16 protein-coding genes are annotated in these 15,645 nt (G+C 65.4%); 5 read left to right on the forward strand and 11 right to left on the reverse strand.

Annotated features, from left to right (window positions below; genetic code table 11):
- Positions 1–60 precede the first annotated feature (60 nt).
- The 6 genes from EP380_RS12625 to EP380_RS12650 all read right to left on the reverse strand — a co-directional run bounded on the left by EP380_RS12625 (position 61) and on the right by EP380_RS12650 (position 5,815).
- Positions 61–1,170 (reverse strand): ABC transporter ATP-binding protein, encoded by a 1,110-nt coding sequence (locus EP380_RS12625; protein ID WP_127598876.1) that lies wholly within the window; start codon positions 1,168–1,170, stop codon positions 61–63.
- Positions 1,167–1,412 (reverse strand): hypothetical protein, encoded by a 246-nt coding sequence (locus EP380_RS12630; RefSeq protein ID WP_106571750.1) that lies wholly within the window; start codon positions 1,410–1,412, stop codon positions 1,167–1,169. Before EP380_RS12630 ends, EP380_RS12625 begins: the two co-directional genes overlap by 4 nt.
- A complete protein-coding gene (locus tag EP380_RS12635) occupies positions 1,409–2,368 on the reverse strand; it encodes a carbohydrate ABC transporter permease (protein ID WP_127598877.1) in 960 nt (319 codons plus the stop codon). Before EP380_RS12635 ends, EP380_RS12630 begins: the two co-directional genes overlap by 4 nt.
- Before the next feature lies 1 nt (position 2,369).
- Positions 2,370–3,275, reverse strand: coding sequence for a carbohydrate ABC transporter permease (locus EP380_RS12640; RefSeq protein ID WP_106571748.1), 906 nt, complete (start codon positions 3,273–3,275; stop codon positions 2,370–2,372).
- A 219-nt stretch (positions 3,276–3,494) separates the two neighbouring features.
- Complete coding sequence (locus tag EP380_RS12645) at positions 3,495–4,805, reverse strand: ABC transporter substrate-binding protein (RefSeq protein WP_106571747.1); 1,311 nt, start codon at positions 4,803–4,805, stop codon at positions 3,495–3,497.
- A 350-nt stretch (positions 4,806–5,155) separates the two neighbouring features.
- Positions 5,156–5,815, reverse strand: a complete 660-nt coding sequence (locus EP380_RS12650) for a TetR family transcriptional regulator (RefSeq protein ID WP_127598878.1) — start codon at positions 5,813–5,815, stop codon at positions 5,156–5,158.
- A gap of 76 nt (positions 5,816–5,891) precedes the next feature.
- Here EP380_RS12650 and EP380_RS12655 point away from each other — a divergent pair, with 76 nt between their 5' ends.
- From EP380_RS12655 to rirA, 4 genes are all read left to right on the forward strand, one after another.
- Positions 5,892–7,115 (forward strand): Tm-1-like ATP-binding domain-containing protein, encoded by a 1,224-nt coding sequence (locus EP380_RS12655; protein WP_106571745.1) that lies wholly within the window; start codon positions 5,892–5,894, stop codon positions 7,113–7,115.
- Entirely contained in the window at positions 7,115–7,951 is an 837-nt protein-coding gene (locus EP380_RS12660; protein WP_127599102.1) for a phosphoenolpyruvate hydrolase family protein, read from the forward strand. Before EP380_RS12655 ends, EP380_RS12660 begins: the two co-directional genes overlap by 1 nt.
- 23 nt (positions 7,952–7,974) lie before the next feature.
- Entirely contained in the window at positions 7,975–8,424 is a 450-nt protein-coding gene (locus EP380_RS12665; RefSeq protein WP_127598879.1) for an SRPBCC family protein, read from the forward strand.
- A gap of 133 nt (positions 8,425–8,557) precedes the next feature.
- The gene (gene rirA / locus EP380_RS12670; RefSeq protein WP_106571742.1) at positions 8,558–9,019 is read left to right on the forward strand and encodes an iron-responsive transcriptional regulator RirA; all 462 of its coding nucleotides are present in this window, start codon (positions 8,558–8,560) and stop codon (positions 9,017–9,019) included.
- A gap of 93 nt (positions 9,020–9,112) precedes the next feature.
- Here rirA and EP380_RS12675 read toward each other — a convergent pair whose 3' ends face one another.
- The 5 genes from EP380_RS12675 to hemP are packed head-to-tail and all read right to left on the reverse strand — an operon-like array spanning position 9,113 to position 13,258.
- Positions 9,113–9,904, reverse strand: a complete 792-nt coding sequence (locus tag EP380_RS12675; protein WP_127598880.1) for a heme ABC transporter ATP-binding protein — start codon at positions 9,902–9,904, stop codon at positions 9,113–9,115.
- 25 nt (positions 9,905–9,929) lie between these two features.
- Entirely contained in the window at positions 9,930–11,039 is a 1,110-nt protein-coding gene (locus tag EP380_RS12680; protein WP_127598881.1) for a FecCD family ABC transporter permease, read from the reverse strand.
- 4 nt (positions 11,040–11,043) lie between these two features.
- Positions 11,044–11,967 carry a heme/hemin ABC transporter substrate-binding protein gene (locus EP380_RS12685; protein ID WP_127598882.1) on the reverse strand — a complete coding sequence of 308 codons (924 nt, stop codon included), beginning with the start codon at positions 11,965–11,967 and terminating at the stop codon, positions 11,044–11,046.
- Positions 11,968–11,977: 10 nt separating this feature from the next.
- Positions 11,978–13,039, reverse strand: a complete 1,062-nt coding sequence (locus tag EP380_RS12690) for a hemin-degrading factor (RefSeq protein ID WP_127599103.1) — start codon at positions 13,037–13,039, stop codon at positions 11,978–11,980.
- A 27-nt stretch (positions 13,040–13,066) separates the two neighbouring features.
- Entirely contained in the window at positions 13,067–13,258 is a 192-nt protein-coding gene (hemP, locus tag EP380_RS12695) for a hemin uptake protein HemP (RefSeq protein ID WP_164749856.1), read from the reverse strand.
- 230 nt (positions 13,259–13,488) lie between these two features.
- Here hemP and EP380_RS12700 point away from each other — a divergent pair, with 230 nt between their 5' ends.
- Complete coding sequence (locus tag EP380_RS12700) at positions 13,489–15,645, forward strand: TonB-dependent receptor domain-containing protein (RefSeq protein ID WP_127598883.1); 2,157 nt, start codon at positions 13,489–13,491, stop codon at positions 15,643–15,645.

Consider the following 15,645-nt stretch of genomic DNA (forward strand, 5'->3'; position numbering starts at 1 on the left):
GTTATCCGTCCTGGCGTGCGGCGGCGCTGGCGGGCGCGGCGGAAAGGCGGCGGCGCGCCCTCACAGCTGCACGCCCAGCGAGTTGCCCGAGGCGGCGTCGAAGAAATGCGCCTGGGCCGGGTCGATACGGGCAAAGACCTGCCGGCCCGGGCCGCCGACGAAGCCGCTGCGGGTGCGGGCGCGCAAATAGTCGTCGCCGACTTGGAGATCGACGATGTCGTGCGATCCCAACGGCTCGATCAGATGCGCCTCCAGCGGCAGGTAGCCGTCGCGCGGCTCGAGCGAAACGTCGATCCCCTCCGGCCGGATGCCCAGCTTGAGGCCGTCCGCGCCGGCCCGCGCCGATTGAAGATGCGACAACAGCGTGCCGGGAAAGGCGAAACCCTTTTGCGACCCCGGCGGCACCACTTCCGCACCGCCATCGGCGTCCGCAACCCGGATGTCGGTGACGTTCATCACCGGGCTGCCGACGAATTGCGCGACGAACAGGTTGGCCGGCCGGGAATAGACCTCCTGCGGGCTGCCGACCTGCTGCAGAATGCCCTCGTGCATGATCACGATCCGGTCGGCGAGCGCCATCGCCTCGATCTGGTCGTGGGTGACGTAGATGGTGGTCGAGCCCTGCTCCAGGTGCAGCCGCTTGATCTCGGCGCGCATCTCCTCGCGCAGCTTGGCGTCGAGCGCGCCGATCGGTTCGTCCATCAGGATCGCCTTCGGCCGGCGCACCAGCGCGCGCCCGATCGCCACGCGCTGCATGTCGCCGCCCGACAGCGCCGAGGGCCGTTTCGACAGCAGTTCGGTGATGCGCAGCACCTTGGCCACGCTTTGGACCTCGCGCTCGATCCCGGCGCGGTCATGGCCCATCGCCCGCAGCGGAAAGGCGATGTTTTCGAACACCGTCATATGCGGATAGAGCGAGAACGACTGGAACACGAAGGCGATGTCGCGATGCGCCGCCTTGATGTCCTGCACGACCTTGCCGTCGATCAGGATATCGCCCTCGTCGATCGTTTCCAGCCCGGCGATGGCGCGCAGCGTCGTCGTCTTGCCGCAACCCGACTGGCCCAGAAGCACGATGAATTCGCCGCTCTCGATGTCGAGGTTCAAGTCCTTGATGACCTGCACCTCGCCAAAGAATTTCTGCACCCCGCGAAGTTCGATCTGGGTCATGCCTTGCCCTCGCGATGGTCGGAAACATCGAATACCCGCTCGGCATCCGCCTCCTCGGCGTCCGCCTCGCCGGGGCCGATATGGGTCGTGATGATGAAGCCGATCAGCCCGACGATGATGATGGTCAGCCCGTAGCGGTGTAGAAACAGGCTCCAGGGCTGGCACAAGGCCACCATGCCCAGGATCATCACCGTCTGCGAGGCCGGCTGCAAAAATTTCTGGTTGATCTCGCGAAATCTCATTTGCGGATCGCTCCGAAGGACATGCCGCGCAGCAGGTGATTGCGAAGCAGGAAGGTAAAGATGGCGACCGGCAGCAGGAACAGCACCGTGCCGGCCGCGATCACGGTCCAGTCCGGCAGGCCCGAGCCGATCTGGCTGGGGATGAAGGGGGGTGCGGTCTGCGCCCGGCGATTGGTCATGATCAGCGCGAAGGCGTATTCGTTCCAGGCGATGATGAAACAGAACACCGCCGTGGCCGCGATGCCGGTGGCCGCCTCCGGCAGCACCACCTTGAAGAAGGCCTGCAGCCGCGTATAGCCGTCGACCAGCGCCGCCTCCTCGTATTCGCGTGGGATCTCGTCGATGAACCCTTTCATCAGCCAGACCGAAAACGACATATTGAAGGCGGTATAGAGGATGATCAGCCCGACATGGGTGTCGGTCAGCCCGAACACCCGGTACATCAGGAACATCGGAATCGCGACGACCACCGGCGGCAGCATGCGCGTCGACAGGATGAAGAACAGCCAGTCCTGTTCGCCCGCCACCTTGAAGCGGGAAAACCCGTATGCCGTCAGCGTGCCCATGCCGACCGCAAGCACGGTGGAGGACACGGCGATAATCAGCGAATTCATGAAGCGGTCCGGATAGGCCGACCAGCGCACCTCGCCGGTTCCCGAGCGCACCACCTTTTCGCCGCCGTCGAACACCAGTTGCTCCCACCAGGGGGCCGCGGCGTATTGCTCCTCGCTCGGCGCCTCGCGCAGTTGCGAGCGCCGCAGGAAGAGTTTCACGAACGGCGACACTTCCGGCTCGAACATCACCGTGGGCGGCACGGTGGTGGCCAGGTTGCGCGGCTTGAACGCCGTCGCCGTGATCCAGTAGATCGGGGCCAGGAAGATCAGCGTCACCAGAAGGACGCTGACGATCGCCAGGCGATTGAGCGTGCGTTCGGCCGGGGTGCGGACTGCAGCCATTCTAGCGCTCCTTCACCTTGTTCAGATATTTGACGTAGATATTGGTGATCGCCACCACCACGATCAGCATGATGTAGGCGAGCGCGCAGGAGCGCCCCGTCTGCCATTCCTGGAACGCCATCTTGTAGAGCCGGATCGACAGCACCTCCGTCGTCGGCTGGCTGGTCAGGATGTAGGCGAGGTCGAAGGTCTTGAACGCTTCCATGGTGCGAAAGATGATCGCGATCATCAGGATCGGCGCCACCAGCGGCAGGGTGATGCGAAAGAAGGTGTAGAGCGACCCGGCCCGGTCGATCGCCGCCGCCTCGTAAAGATGCTTCGGCACCGCCGACAGCCCGGCCAGCGACAACAGCATGACGAAGGGCGACCACATCCAGATATCGGTAATCGCCACGGCATAGAGCGCCATGTCGGGATTGGCGAGCCACTCGAACGTGCCGAGCCCGAGCGCGTAGTTGATGATGCCGAAGGACGGGTCGTAAAGCAGCTTCCAGAACAGGCCGACCACCGCCATCGACAGCATCATCGGCAAAAGCAGCAGCGTGGTGATCAGGCCCTTATAGGGGATGTCGCGGTTGAGCAGCAGCGCCACGCCGAAGCCGACGACCACCTGGCCGGCGACCGAGACGATGACGTATTTGGCGGTGATGACGAAATTGTTCCAGATGAACGGGTCGTTCAACAGCTCGCGATAATTCTGCAGGCCGATGAAATTGGCCGGCGCATTGGTCGAGGCGCGGAAATCGGTGAAGGAATAATAGAGCGAATACAGCAGCGGAAAGATGTTGAAGACGATCAGGAACAGGATCGTCGGAATGATGAACAGATTGCGGATCGAAAGATCGCTCAGCCCGCGCTTGGCCGCATGCGATTGCGGGTCCAGCCTGGTTATGACGTCGGTCGTCAAGACGCTCCTCCCCTGAGAGCTTGATCACAGCGGGCCGGCGCGGTCGCCGGCGAAACAGGACGTTTCGCCGCGATCTACGGTCTGGCCCCATTGACCGTGAAACGATTGCCTTCATGGCGTCCGTTTGCGAGGCACGCCCGGTCGCACCGGACCCCGCGATCCTCGAAAGCGGACCTTGATGGGCGGCGGAAGGGGCCAAGGCCCCTTCCGCCTTGTCGGCTATTGGAGCCGGTCGTATTTCTTGAAGGTCTCGGTCCAGTCCACCGCCAGCGCGTCGAGCGCTTCCTTGGCGGTGCCTTCGCCGCCAACGATATAGGGGTAGATGCGCTGGTTGATCTGCTGCAGCAGCTCGGCGAATTCCGGCACCGCCCAGAAGTCCTTCACCTTGAACATCGTCTGGTAGAAGGCCTCGTTATAGGGCGTGGCGTTGCGGAACTCCTCCGATTCCAGCGTCTTGGCGTGGCAGGTATAGCCACCCAGTTCCGCCCAGCGCTTCTGCACGTCGTCACGGATGAACCACTCCAGGAACTTCATCGCCTCTTCCTTGTTCTGGGAATAGGACACGATGGAGATCCCCTGCCCGCCAAGCGCGGCGAACTGGTCGCCGTCCGGCCCGGCCGGATTGGCGAAGAAGCCGGTATTCTTGGCGTGCGGATTGGTAGCCTCGTTCAGCAGCGCCGGGAAGAAGGCGAAATAGTTCATGCTCATCGCCGCCAGACCCTCGGTGATGGCCTGGTTGTTTTCCACGAAGAAGGTCTTCGCCCAGCCCGGAGGCGTGAACTGGTAGAGCTCCTTGTAGGCTTCCAGCGCGGCGACGGCCTTGTCGGAATTGATGTAGCCTTCAACCTCGTAGGTCTCGTAATTGCCGAGTTCCCCGCCGAAGCTGAAGATGGCGTTTTCCACGCCCATCACCAGTGCGTCGTAGGAATTGTCGGTATAGATCGCCACGCCGTAGCGCTTTTCGTCGGGGCGATGGAAGAACTCGGCGATGTCGCGAAGCTGCTTCCAGTCCTTCGGCGGCGCGAGATCGTAGCCGTATTTGGCCTTGAACGCCTCCATCTCCTTGGGATCCTCGAACCAGTCCGTACGATAGGACCAGCCGACAGCGTCGCCTTCGAGCGGGATCGCCCAGTATTTGCCGCTGTTGCCGGGATATTCGGCATAATACTTCACCGTCGCCGGGGCCATCACCTCGCCGAGATTGTGCTCTTTGAAGAAGTCGGTCAGGTCGACATAGTGGCCGCCGGTCGAGCCCGCGCCGAGCCATTGTGAATCGCCCACGACCAGATCGTAGGCATCGCCGCGCGCATTGAACTCGGTGAAGGCCTTGGTCTGGAAGTCAGACCATGGCGTCGTCTCGACCGTGACCCGAACGCCGGTCTCGGCCTCGTATTCGTTGACCAGTTCCTGCAGATAGTTGGCCGGATCCCACTCCGCCCAGAATATGGTCAGTTCCTGCGCCAGTGCCGACGTGCCGCTGGCAAGCGTCAGGCCTATACCGGCGACAATGCCGGCGATTTTTCTTCGCATGATCTTGCTCCTCCCTGTTGCGCCGTCTCAAGCGTCGCTGCCGTCGCAGACCCATTGCGTCATGCCCGGCTGCGGCGTCGCCCTTTGCCGGCAACCTCCACATGCCGGCATAGTCGCCAACGATCCGCCAGCAGCCAAAGCGCTGCGGCGGGCGTTGCTCCTTAAAACTGGTAGTACCAATTGACGGGGGCGGTCAAGCTTCTTTTTCCCCTTTTCGGCACGGCTCTAAACCGTTTTGAAAATCAGCGCCTTATAACGCCTCTATACTGGCCATTCATCACAGTGTTGCCGCTGCTTCCCGCTGCAACGCGGACCGAAACGCCGAAAACACCCGTCTTTGGTAAGACCAGTTATGCCAAGTCAGTCGACTCCGCCGCCTTTATGTCGCCCGCTGTCGCCGCGCGCAGCAGCGCCTCGGCCGTCCAGGCCACGATACGGGCCGTCTCGTCGGCGTCGCAGCCCCAGATATCCTTGAGCACCACGAAGGCCTCGACGCCGAAAACCAGCGACAGCGCCTTGGCGAGGCGGTCGAACTCGGCTTCGGGCAGTGCGCCCGCCAGCGGGCTCAGCGCGTCGCGCAGCAAGGCAACCCTGTGGCCGCGGCGAAAACGGGTCTCGTCGTCCGGCTGGCCGGCCTGCGACGGCTCGCGCTGGTCGAGCGCGAGTTTCAGCGCGGCCCGGAACGTGGCCTCGAACTCGTCCATGCGCGGCCATGACGACGCAAACAGGTCGCGGACGCGCTCGACGGGATCGCTCGCCTCGCAACGCCAGTCGAGGATCGGACCGAGCGCCCGGTCGACCACCGTGCCGACCAGGGCGGCCTGGCTGGGAAAATACCGATAGGCGGTGGCGCGCGAAACTTCCGCCTCCTCCGCCACCTCGGCGACGGAGGGCACGATGCCGGCCTGCATCATCCGCACCGCGGTTTCGATCATCAGCCGCCGCGTCCTCGCCCGCGGACCTTTTTCCGGTTCGGCGGCAGGATTCGCGGCTTGATTTGAGATATTCATGTCACTACGATACTCGTGTCTCAGAATTTAGGCAACCGGCACGTCATCCGTGCGCAACGATCACGGCCAAACAGTCATGAAGCGGGTTTACGTCGTCGGCACGGCCGACACCAAGGGTGCCGAACTGGCCTATCTCGCCGCGCGGATCGCGGACTGCGGTGCGGCCGTGACCGTGGTGGATATCGGAACCGGCGCCGCGGCCGATGGATCGGCCTTCGCAGGCGCCGATTTCGTGCCTGCCTCCGAGGTGGCCGCCCATGGCGGCGGCGCGACGCGGCAGGCGCTGGCCGCGGCGGACCGCGGCAGTGCCGTTGCCGCCATGACGGACGCGTTTTGCGCCTTCGTGACCACCCGCACCGACATGGCCGGCATGATCGGCATCGGCGGCGGCGGCGGCACGGTGATGGTGACGGCGGGCATGCGCGCGCTGCCGATCGGCCTGCCCAAGCTCATGGTCTCCACGCTGGCCTCGGGCGACGTGGCGCCCTATGTCGACGTGTCCGACATCATCATGATGCCGTCGATCACCGACATGGCCGGCCTCAACCGCATCAGCCGCGTCATCCTCGACAACGCCGCCAGGGCGATTGCCGCGATGGCCACGCAGCCGGCAGCACCCGCGGACGACCGGCCCGCCGTCGGGCTGACCATGTTCGGCGTTACCACCGCCTGTGTGACCGCCGTCGTCGAGGCGCTGAAATCGACACACGATTGCCTGGTCTTCCATGCCACCGGCACCGGCGGGCGCACGATGGAAACGCTTGCCGCCTCCGGCATGCTGGAAGGCATGCTCGACGTCACCACCACGGAGATCTGCGACCTGTTGGTCGGCGGGGTGCTGCCGGCCCGCGACGACCGGCTCGACGTGGTGGCGAAAACCGGACTGCCTTATGTCGGCTCGCTCGGCGCGCTCGACATGGTCAATTTCTGGGCGCCCGACACCGTGCCGGCCGCGTTCGAAGGCCGCACCTTCTACGAACACAACCCCAACGTCACGCTGATGCGCACCACAAAGGACGAATGCCGGCGCATCGGCGCCTGGATCGGCGACAAGCTCAATGCCTGTCGGGGCCCTGTCCGCATCCTGATCCCGGAAAAGGGCGTCTCCGCGCTCGACATCGAGGGCGGCCCGTTCTTCGATCCGAACGCCGACGCGGTTTTGTTCGACACGCTCGAAGACACCGTCGAATGGACGCAGGACCGCCGGCTGCAGCGCCTGCCGCTGCATATCAACGACCCCGCCTTCGCCGCCGCGCTCGCCGAGGCCTATCGCGAAATCACCGCCAAGAAGGGCAAATGATGCCAGCCATTCCCCGCCGCCAGATTCTTCAACGCCTGCACGACATGGTCGACCGCCGCATTCCCATCGTCGGCGGCGGCGCCGGCACCGGCCTGTCGGCCAAGGGCGAGGAGGACGGCGGCATCGACCTGATCATCATCTATAATTCCGGCCGCTACCGCATGGCCGGGCGCGGCTCGGCGGCCGGGCTGCTCGCCTACGGCAACGCCAACGAGATCGTCAAGGAGATGGCGGTCGAGGTGCTGCCGGTGGTCAAGAAGACCCCGGTTCTGGCCGGCGTCAACGGCACCGATCCTTTCGTGCTGATGCCGCAGTTTCTGGCCGAACTGCGCGCGATGGGCTTTTCCGGAGTGCAGAATTTCCCCACTGTCGGCCTGTTCGACGGCGTCATGCGGCAGAGTTTCGAGGAAACCGGCATGGGGTACGGGCTTGAGGTCGACATGATCGCCCAGGCGGCCGCGCTCGACCTCCTGACCACGCCCTACGTGTTCAATCCCGACGAGGCCGACGCCATGACCAGAGCCGGCGCCGACATCATCGTTGCTCATATGGGCGTGACCACCGGCGGCTCGATCGGCGCGACCTCGGCCAAGTCGCTCGACGCCTGCGTGGCCGAGATCGACGCCATCGCCGCGGCCGCGCGCGCCGTGCGCGACGACGTCATCGTGCTGTGCCACGGCGGCCCGATCGCCATGCCGGACGACGCCCAGTACGTGCTCGGCAAAACCCAGTTCTGTCACGGGTTCTACGGTGCCAGTTCGATGGAGCGGCTGCCGGTGGAAACCGCGCTGGCCGAGCAGACGCGCCGGTTCAAGGCAATCGCGTTCGACCGCTGAGGCGGCACGCCGGGAGGAAGACGATGATCAAGGTCCGCACCTCAACCGTCATCGACGCGCCGATCGACGCCGTCTGGGCGCTGGCGTCCGATTTCAACGGCCTGCCCGCCTGGCACCCGGCCGCCGCCGAGAGCCATATCGAAGAGGGCAAGGCCAACAACGAAATCGGCTGCGTGCGCAATTTCGCCCTCAAGGACGGCTCCGGACGCGTGCGCGAAACGCTGCTCGCCGCCTCCTCGGTCGACCACACGATCACCTACGACATGGTGGGCGGCCCCCTGCCCTTTGTCGACTATGTCTCCGTGCTCCGCTTCGAACCGGTGACCGACGGCGATCGCACCTTTGCCGTGTGGACGGCCGAGTTCCGCGCGGGCGACGGCCAGACGGACAAATGGGGTCCCTTCGTGCGCGACGACGTGTTTCTCGGCGGCCTCAAGGCGCTCGAACGGGCGGTGAAGGCGCGGCAGGGCTGACACCGGCTGCGCCGGCACAATACTGGACATAAAAATTCAGGTATTTTCGGCTTTGGCCTAGCGTCCGATTTGGAATCCTTCTAAACAAGACGGTACAAGCCGTGTGTCAGCGGCTTTGCCGAAGAGGACGACCATGAGGCTAACCCGTCAGACCAACTACGCCGTGCGCATCCTGATGTATTGCGCGGCCAATGACGGCCAGCTCAGCCGCATCCCCGAGATCGCCGCCGCCTATTCGGTGTCGGAACTGTTTCTGTTCAAGATCCTGCAGCCGCTGGTCGAACACAAGCTCGTCACCACGGTGCGGGGCCGCAAGGGCGGCGTCAAGCTCGCCAGGCCGGCCGAGGAGATCACCTTGTTCGACGTCGTGCGCGTCACCGAGGAAAGCTTCGCCATGGCCGAGTGTTTCGAAAACGACACGGCCGACTGTCCGCTGATCGAGTCCTGCGCCCTCAACAGCGCCCTGCGCGAGGCGCTCGGCGCGTTTTTCGAGGTTCTGGGCCGTCACAGCATCGCCGACCTGGTCAATGACAGCCCCGCCATGCAGGTGCGGCTCGGCATCGCCCTGCCCGAGCCCCGCGCCGCCGTCAACTGACCGACCTTCGCCTGCGCTGACCGAAAACGGGTCGACGCGCCCGGCCGGCCGGTAAGGCGCGACCGGCCGCACCGGCACCAAGCCGAAAAGCAGTCACAGCGAGGCGGCGTGCGGCAGGATGTAAGGCTGCCCGGCCTGCGGCGGCACGCCGACCCGCAAGGCGCATTCGAACACGCGCGACATCAAGCCGTCGCTCAGCACCTCCTGCGGCGTGCCCGTTGCCGCGACGCGCCCGCGATGCATGACGACGATCCGGTCGGCGAACATCGCGGCCAGGTTGAGGTCGTGCAGGATGGCGATCACCCCGCCGCCGCGTGTCGCAAAATCGCGCGCGATGCGCATGATGACGAGCTGGTGCTTGATGTCGAGGCTGGACACCGGCTCGTCGAGAAACAGAAAGCGCGGCCGCCCCTCCAGCACCGGCGCCCAGACCTGGCACAACACACGCGCGAGCTGGACGCGCTGCTGCTCGCCGCCCGAAAGCTCCTGGTAAAAACGGCCGGCGAACCCGTCGAGGTCGACCCTGGCCAGCGCCCGTTCCGGCAGGCGCTGCGCCTCGCCGGCGAGCGCGCCGGATCGGCCGCCCGACAGTCCCAGCCCCACCACCTCGCGCACGGTGAAGGGAAACGACAGCGCCGTCGCCTGCGGCAGCACGGCCCGCATGCCGGCGAGCTGGTGGGGTTTCAGCCCGGCCAGGTCGACCCCGTTGATGGCGATCTCGCCCTCATAGGCAAGATCGGCCGACAGCGCCCGCAACAAGGTGGTCTTGCCCGATCCGTTCGGACCGACGATCGCCACCAGCGTGCCCGCCGGGGCCTCGAGATCGGCGCCGGAAACGATTCGCTTGCGGCCGATCGAAACCGAAACTTTGCGTGCCTTGATCATCGCCCACCGTCCATGGATTTGCGTTTTACAGGTCGAGGAGCCCGCGCCGGCGCAACAGGATCCACAAAAAGAACGGCGCGCCGACGGCCGCCGTCACGATCCCGATCGGCAGTTCGGCCGGCGCGACGATGGTGCGGCTGACGGCGTCGGCCACAAGCAGCAGGCTCGCGCCCAACAGTGCGGAGGCCGGCAGCAGGTAGCGATTGTCCGGCCCGATCAGAAGCCTGAGCAGATGCGGCACCACGATGCCGACGAAACCGATCCCGCCGGAAACGGCGACAGACGCGCCCACCGCGGCGGCCACGCCGACGATCGAGACGTTTTTCAGCCGCTGCACGGGCACGCCCAGATGATGGGCCGTCGCTTCGCCGAGCGCCAATGCGTTGAGCCCGCGCGCGACGAAGGGCGTGGCGGCCAGCGCCAGCACGATCACCGGGCCGGCTGCGGCGATCTTGGCCCAGGTCGCCCCGGCGAGCGATCCCAGGGTCCAGAAGGTGAGATCGCGCAATTGCCGGTCGTCGGCCATGAAGATCAGCACGCCGGTAAACGCCATCGCCAGGGCGCCGAGCGCGATGCCCGCCAACAGCATGGTCGCGACCGAGGTCCGGCCGCTGCGCGTCGAGATGCGGTAGAGCGACAACGTCACCACCAGCCCGCCGGCAAACGCGGCCGCCGGCAGCGCGTAGAGGCCGAACACCGCCACCAGCGGCGCCAGCGCCGAGCCCCCCAGAACGATCACCGACACCGCGCCCAGGCTCGCCCCGGCGGACACGCCGACCAGGCCCGGATCGGCCAGCGGGTTGCGGAACAGGCCCTGCATCACCGCGCCCGAGACGGCGAGCGCGGCCCCGATCAAAAGCCCCAGGATCGTGCGCGGTAGGCGAATGTCGTAAACGATCACCTGGTCGCGCAGCGACATTGTGGCCTCGCCGCCGCCGGCGCGCGCGACAAGATCGGCGGCCACGCCCCAGATCGAGGCATCCGAGGCGCCATAACCCAGGCTGGCGACCACGGTCGCGGCCAGGAGAACGCTCAGCACGCCAAGCGCAAGCCGCGCGCGCGACGAACGGTCGCCCGCGCCGTGTTCTTCCTGCACGCCCGCAGGCATGGCAGCGGTCGGCTGAGACATCGCCATCCCGTCAGTCGGAGACACGGTCGCCGTAAAGGCGCTGGGCCAGATCGCGCGCGGCCGCGGCGGTGCGCGGTCCGAAGCCGAGCAGATAAAGCCCGTCCATGCGCACAATCTGCCGGTTGCTCCCCGCCGGCGTCTGGGCGATCGCCGGATGCGCGAACAGCTCCTGCTCCGAAATCTCGAGATCGTCGCCGCGCGCCATCATCAAGACGACATCGGGCTGCGCCTCGATCACAGCCTCGTCGGTCAATTGCTTGTAGCCCTCGAAGCCCGAGACCGCGTTTTCGGCACCGGCGAGCGCGACGATGCCGCTTGCGGCCGTATCGGCGCCGGCGGCGAGGATCTTGCCGCCCTGCAGGCTGAGCACGAACAGCACCCGCCTGCGCGGCGCGATGTCGGCGGTCAATTGCCGTGCGGATTCCAGTTCGCCGCCCACTTTGTCGGCCAAGGCCGCGGCCTTGTCCTCGACGCCGAGCGCCGCGCCGATGCTGCGGATTTTGGCCAAAATCCCCTCGCCGTCGAAACGCTCGGGCACCATCACCATCGGCACACGCGCTTTTTCGAGCACCTCGATCGCCTCGGGGGGGCCGCTGCCCTCAAGGGCCAGGATCGCGTCGGGATCGACCGACAGCACCCCTTCGGGCGACAGGCGCCGCATATAACCGACATCGGGAAGGCTGGTGGCCGCCGGCGGATATTGCCCGGTCGAATCGCGCGCCACCAGCCGGCCCTGCTCGCCGAGCTCGTAAATGATTTCCGTGACCGAACCGCCGATCGACACCAGCCGCTCGGCCCCGGCCAGCGCGGCGGTTTCGGAAGCCTGCGCCCGCCCGCCGGGCGGCGGCGCGACCAGCGGGGCCAGGGTCAGCGCGGCGGTCAGCAGGCAGGCGCCGGCACGCAACAGGCTGCGGCGCGAAATCCGGATTGTCATGGGCTTCTCCTCACGCGGCGGTGGACTGGGCATGGACGGGAAGCCCGGCGACCAGCGAGCGCCATTCGCCGCGCTCCTCGGTCCCTTCCTCGCGCTGGCCGAAAAACTGGATGATCAGGCTTCCCGCGGCGTCATAGGCCTCGATCGAGGTGACGTGACCGTCCTTGGTCGGCTTTTTCACCGCCCAAACATCGCAGATGCGGTCGGTGCGCAAATGCAGATGAAAGCCCGGGTCCATGACGTTGAGCCACGGTCCCATCGGCTTCAGCGTCCGGATCGGCCCGGAATGGATCTGGATGCAGCCGCGACTGCCGACGAAACACATGATCGGCAGCGCGGTGCGCGCCGCCTCGTGCATCATCGCCGCCACGGCCTCATTGCCGAGCCGACAGGCGAAGTCCCGACCGACCAGTTCGACGGCGCGCCGGCGGGTCAGCTTCATGTCGCGCAGAATGCCGACGAATTGATGCACGTCGCGCATGTCCGCCCAGCGCGTGCGCAGCGCATCCGTATCGACCGGATCGGAAGCCGGCTCGGCTGCACCGGCGGCGGGCTGCGGCTCGACCGCGACCGTGTCGCTCTGATCGGCGGACGAAAGGGTCGCAACCAACGCCTCGTAGGCGTTGACGTCGGAGGCCGCACGCAGATGGATCTTGTGCACGGCGTCGCCGTGAGCGTCGAAGAATTGCAGGCTGCGCCGCACCTCGGATCCGTCGCGCTTTTCGACTGCGAAACCGTGGACGAAATGGCGCGGAAACAGCCGCAGATCGATCTCCTTGCCCAAGAGCATAGCCGCATGCTTGCCGGGCACCGGCTTGTCGTAGGGACCGATCTTTTCGTGCACCGCGCTTTGGTTGCGCGTCAGCGCCATAACCTCGCCGAGCGCGCCGAGACCGGCCAGAAGCCTGTCGAGATCGGCATCGATACGGCGTGCGCCGTGGCCGCAATGGGCCGCGATCAGTTCGGCTTCGGTGATCGCCAACTGCTCGGCCAGATCGCGCTCGCGCAGCTTGGGGTTGTCGATCCGCATCCGCCGGATATCGGCCGGGGCCGTTTTCGTGCCGTCGTTCATCGTCGTGCTGGAGTTCATGGCCCGCCCCTATTTGTTGAGAATGAGTTTGCCCTGGCGGGTGATCTTCAACCGGTAGAGGGCGTCGCCGTGTTCGATGGCGATTTCCTGCGCGCCGCCGAACAGAGCCTCGCTGGTGACGATGCGCGGGTGCGGTTTTTGCCTGCCGGTGTCGGGCCCCGATCGAAGGGCGGCGCGGGGCCCGTGCCCGGGTGGATCGATATCTGCGCGATCGGTGTTCACGTCACAAAGCCTCCATGCGCGCCGGGCTTGCCGAAGAGCTGGCTGGGCGTCGTGAAACGGTCGATTGATTTCTTGACACCTTTAGTCAGGTTAATTACGAAGCGCAATACCGGAGTTTGAAATTCAGGTTTAAAACCCGGCAAGAACAATCACATGCGAGCAAGCCCCGGCCAGCCAGCATCTCAGCCTATGGAATCAGGAGTTGGGCGATGGGGCTCGTGTCTCGTAACGTAGTTTGTCTTTTGGGGAGTGCCGCCATCGTCGCGATCGCGACGGCCGGCGCCACGCATGCGCAGGATGGCGCGCAAACCAACGACGCCGACAAGAAAGGCCGTGTGACGCTGCTGCAGCGTCTCGTGCTCGGCGCCGGCGTCGAAAAAGTCGCCATCGACACGCCGCAATCCGTCAGTGTCGTCGAACAGGAAGACATCGACCAGGAGCAGGCGGCGACCGTCGGCGATGTCCTGAAGCGCATCCCCGGCGTCAACACGTCCGGCTCCGATCGCGCGTTCGGCCAGACCTTCAACATTCGCGGGATCGGCGCGCCCGAATCGGCCGGCGAGGAGGGCCGCATCATCGTCACCGTCGATGGCGCGACCAAATTCTACGAACAGTACCGCATGGGCGGGTTCTTCTCGGATCCCGAGCTCTACAAGAAGGTCGAGGTGCTGCGCGGACCGGCCTCCTCGACGCTCTACGGCTCGGGCGCGCTTGGCGGCGTGATCAATTTCGTCACCAAGGACGCCTCCGACTTCATCGCCGACGGCGATACCGGCGCGCTGCGCCTGAAGGGCGGTTTCAATTCCAACCGCAATGGCTGGCTCGGCTCGGTGGTGTTTGCCCAGCGCATGAGCCCCGATGCTGAATTTCTGCTGTCGGGCAATTTCCGCCGCGCCGATCCCTATATAACCGGCAACGGCACCGAAATCCGCAGCTCCGACTTTTCCGCCTGGTCGGGTCTTGCCAAGGGCACGTTCAATGTCGGCGAGGAAGGCCGGCTTAGGCTCTCCTACCAGCAATGGGATTCGGATGCCGACGATCAGGATTATGCCCAGGTCGGCACCGAATCGCTGTTCGGCACGGTCGATCGCCATGTCGTCGACCGCACCGGTGTCGTCTCCTACGAAAACCCGTTCAGCGACAATGACTGGCTCGATGTGAAGGTTTCGGCCTCCTATTCCGACACCAGGGTCGACCAGACCGACGCGACCGGCAACCCGAGATTCGGGCTGACCTGCGCAACCAGCCTTTTGTTCTGCGACACCGAATACGGCTACCGGACCTGGCAGTTCAATGTGCAAAACACCAGCGAGTGGCGCGGCGAGAACTGGGAAAACTTTTTGACCTATGGCTGGCAGACCGCCTACCAGGTCCGCACCGCCGAGCCGATCACGCTGGCCGGCACGCCGGGCGGCATCAACTTCCATCCCGAGGGCACCGACCTGAAGACGGGCGTGTTCGTGCAGAACGAATTCGTCTGGGACGAGCGGCTGACGATCATTCCCGGCCTGCGTCTGGACTGGCACCGTCTGTCGCCGGGCACGAGCACCGGGCTGACCGCCTCCGACACCGACACCGCGGTCTCGCCCAAGATCGCCGCCCATTACCGCTTCAACGACCATGTCGCCGTATTCGGCTCGATCGCCCATACCGAACGTTTCGCCACGCTCGACGAGGTGTTTTCCACCGGCGGCTCGCGCAATTCCTTCCTGCCAAGCCTCGACCTGAACAAGGAAGCCTCCAACAATTACGAGATCGGCTTTGCCCTGTCGGGGTACGACATCTTCCAGCCGGGCGATGGCGTGCAGTTGAAGACGACCGGCTTCTACAACGACATCTCCGATCTGATCAGCCTCAACCCGGCGCTGCGGCCGGGGCCGAACGCCCTGCCCGGCTACGTCAATATCGACAAGGCGCGCATCTACGGTTTCGAGGTCGAGCTCGCCTACGAATCGGACTTCGTGTTCGCCAACGCCGGCTATTCGCACGTCGTCGGCAAGGACCGCACGACCGGCGCCTATCTGACAACGGTCGCCCCGCACGAGCTGGCCTTCACGCTCGGCGGCAAGCTGCCGCAGCACGATCTCAGGTTCGGCTGGAAGGCGCGCGTGGTCGCCGCGCCGCAGGACCCCGCCCTGCGCGCCTCGCAGGCGACCTGGACCGGCACCTCGACACGCTTTGCCGACAGCTTCGACGTGCACGACGTTTTCGTGAGCTGGACGCCCCAGGACGGCCAATTCGCCGGCTGGGAAGCCCAGTTCGGTGTCGACAATCTTTTCGACACCGAGTTTAAGGAGTTTCTGCACAACGACGCAGCCAAGGGCCGCACATTCAAACTTTCCCTCAGCAAGCAGTTCGGATGGTGA

Origin of the sequence: Nitratireductor alexandrii, assembly GCF_004000215.1 — a bacterium.
Taxonomy (GTDB): Bacteria; Pseudomonadota; Alphaproteobacteria; order Rhizobiales; family Rhizobiaceae; genus Mangrovimarina; species Mangrovimarina alexandrii.

Excerpts from the sequence above, each read along its gene's own strand:
- EP380_RS12630 (WP_106571750.1), bottom strand. The coding sequence starts at position 1,412 with ATGAGATTTCGCGAGATCAACCAGAAATTTTTGCAGCCGGCCTCGCAG.
- EP380_RS12650 (WP_127598878.1), bottom strand. The coding sequence starts at position 5,815 with ATGAATATCTCAAATCAAGCCGCGAATCCTGCCGCCGAACCGGAAAAA.
- EP380_RS12635 (WP_127598877.1), bottom strand. The coding sequence starts at position 2,368 with ATGGCTGCAGTCCGCACCCCGGCCGAACGCACGCTCAATCGCCTGGCG.
- EP380_RS12665 (WP_127598879.1), top strand. The coding sequence starts at position 7,975 with ATGATCAAGGTCCGCACCTCAACCGTCATCGACGCGCCGATCGACGCC.
- EP380_RS12660 (WP_127599102.1), top strand. The coding sequence starts at position 7,115 with ATGCCAGCCATTCCCCGCCGCCAGATTCTTCAACGCCTGCACGACATG.
- EP380_RS12645 (WP_106571747.1), bottom strand. The coding sequence starts at position 4,805 with ATGCGAAGAAAAATCGCCGGCATTGTCGCCGGTATAGGCCTGACGCTT.
- EP380_RS12680 (WP_127598881.1), bottom strand. The coding sequence starts at position 11,039 with ATGGCGATGTCTCAGCCGACCGCTGCCATGCCTGCGGGCGTGCAGGAA.
- rirA (WP_106571742.1), top strand. The coding sequence starts at position 8,558 with ATGAGGCTAACCCGTCAGACCAACTACGCCGTGCGCATCCTGATGTAT.
- EP380_RS12690 (WP_127599103.1), bottom strand. The coding sequence starts at position 13,039 with ATGAACGACGGCACGAAAACGGCCCCGGCCGATATCCGGCGGATGCGG.
- EP380_RS12700 (WP_127598883.1), top strand. The coding sequence starts at position 13,489 with ATGGGGCTCGTGTCTCGTAACGTAGTTTGTCTTTTGGGGAGTGCCGCC.
- EP380_RS12685 (WP_127598882.1), bottom strand. The coding sequence starts at position 11,967 with ATGACAATCCGGATTTCGCGCCGCAGCCTGTTGCGTGCCGGCGCCTGC.
- EP380_RS12625 (WP_127598876.1), bottom strand. The coding sequence starts at position 1,170 with ATGACCCAGATCGAACTTCGCGGGGTGCAGAAATTCTTTGGCGAGGTG.
- EP380_RS12655 (WP_106571745.1), top strand. The coding sequence starts at position 5,892 with ATGAAGCGGGTTTACGTCGTCGGCACGGCCGACACCAAGGGTGCCGAA.
- EP380_RS12675 (WP_127598880.1), bottom strand. The coding sequence starts at position 9,904 with ATGATCAAGGCACGCAAAGTTTCGGTTTCGATCGGCCGCAAGCGAATC.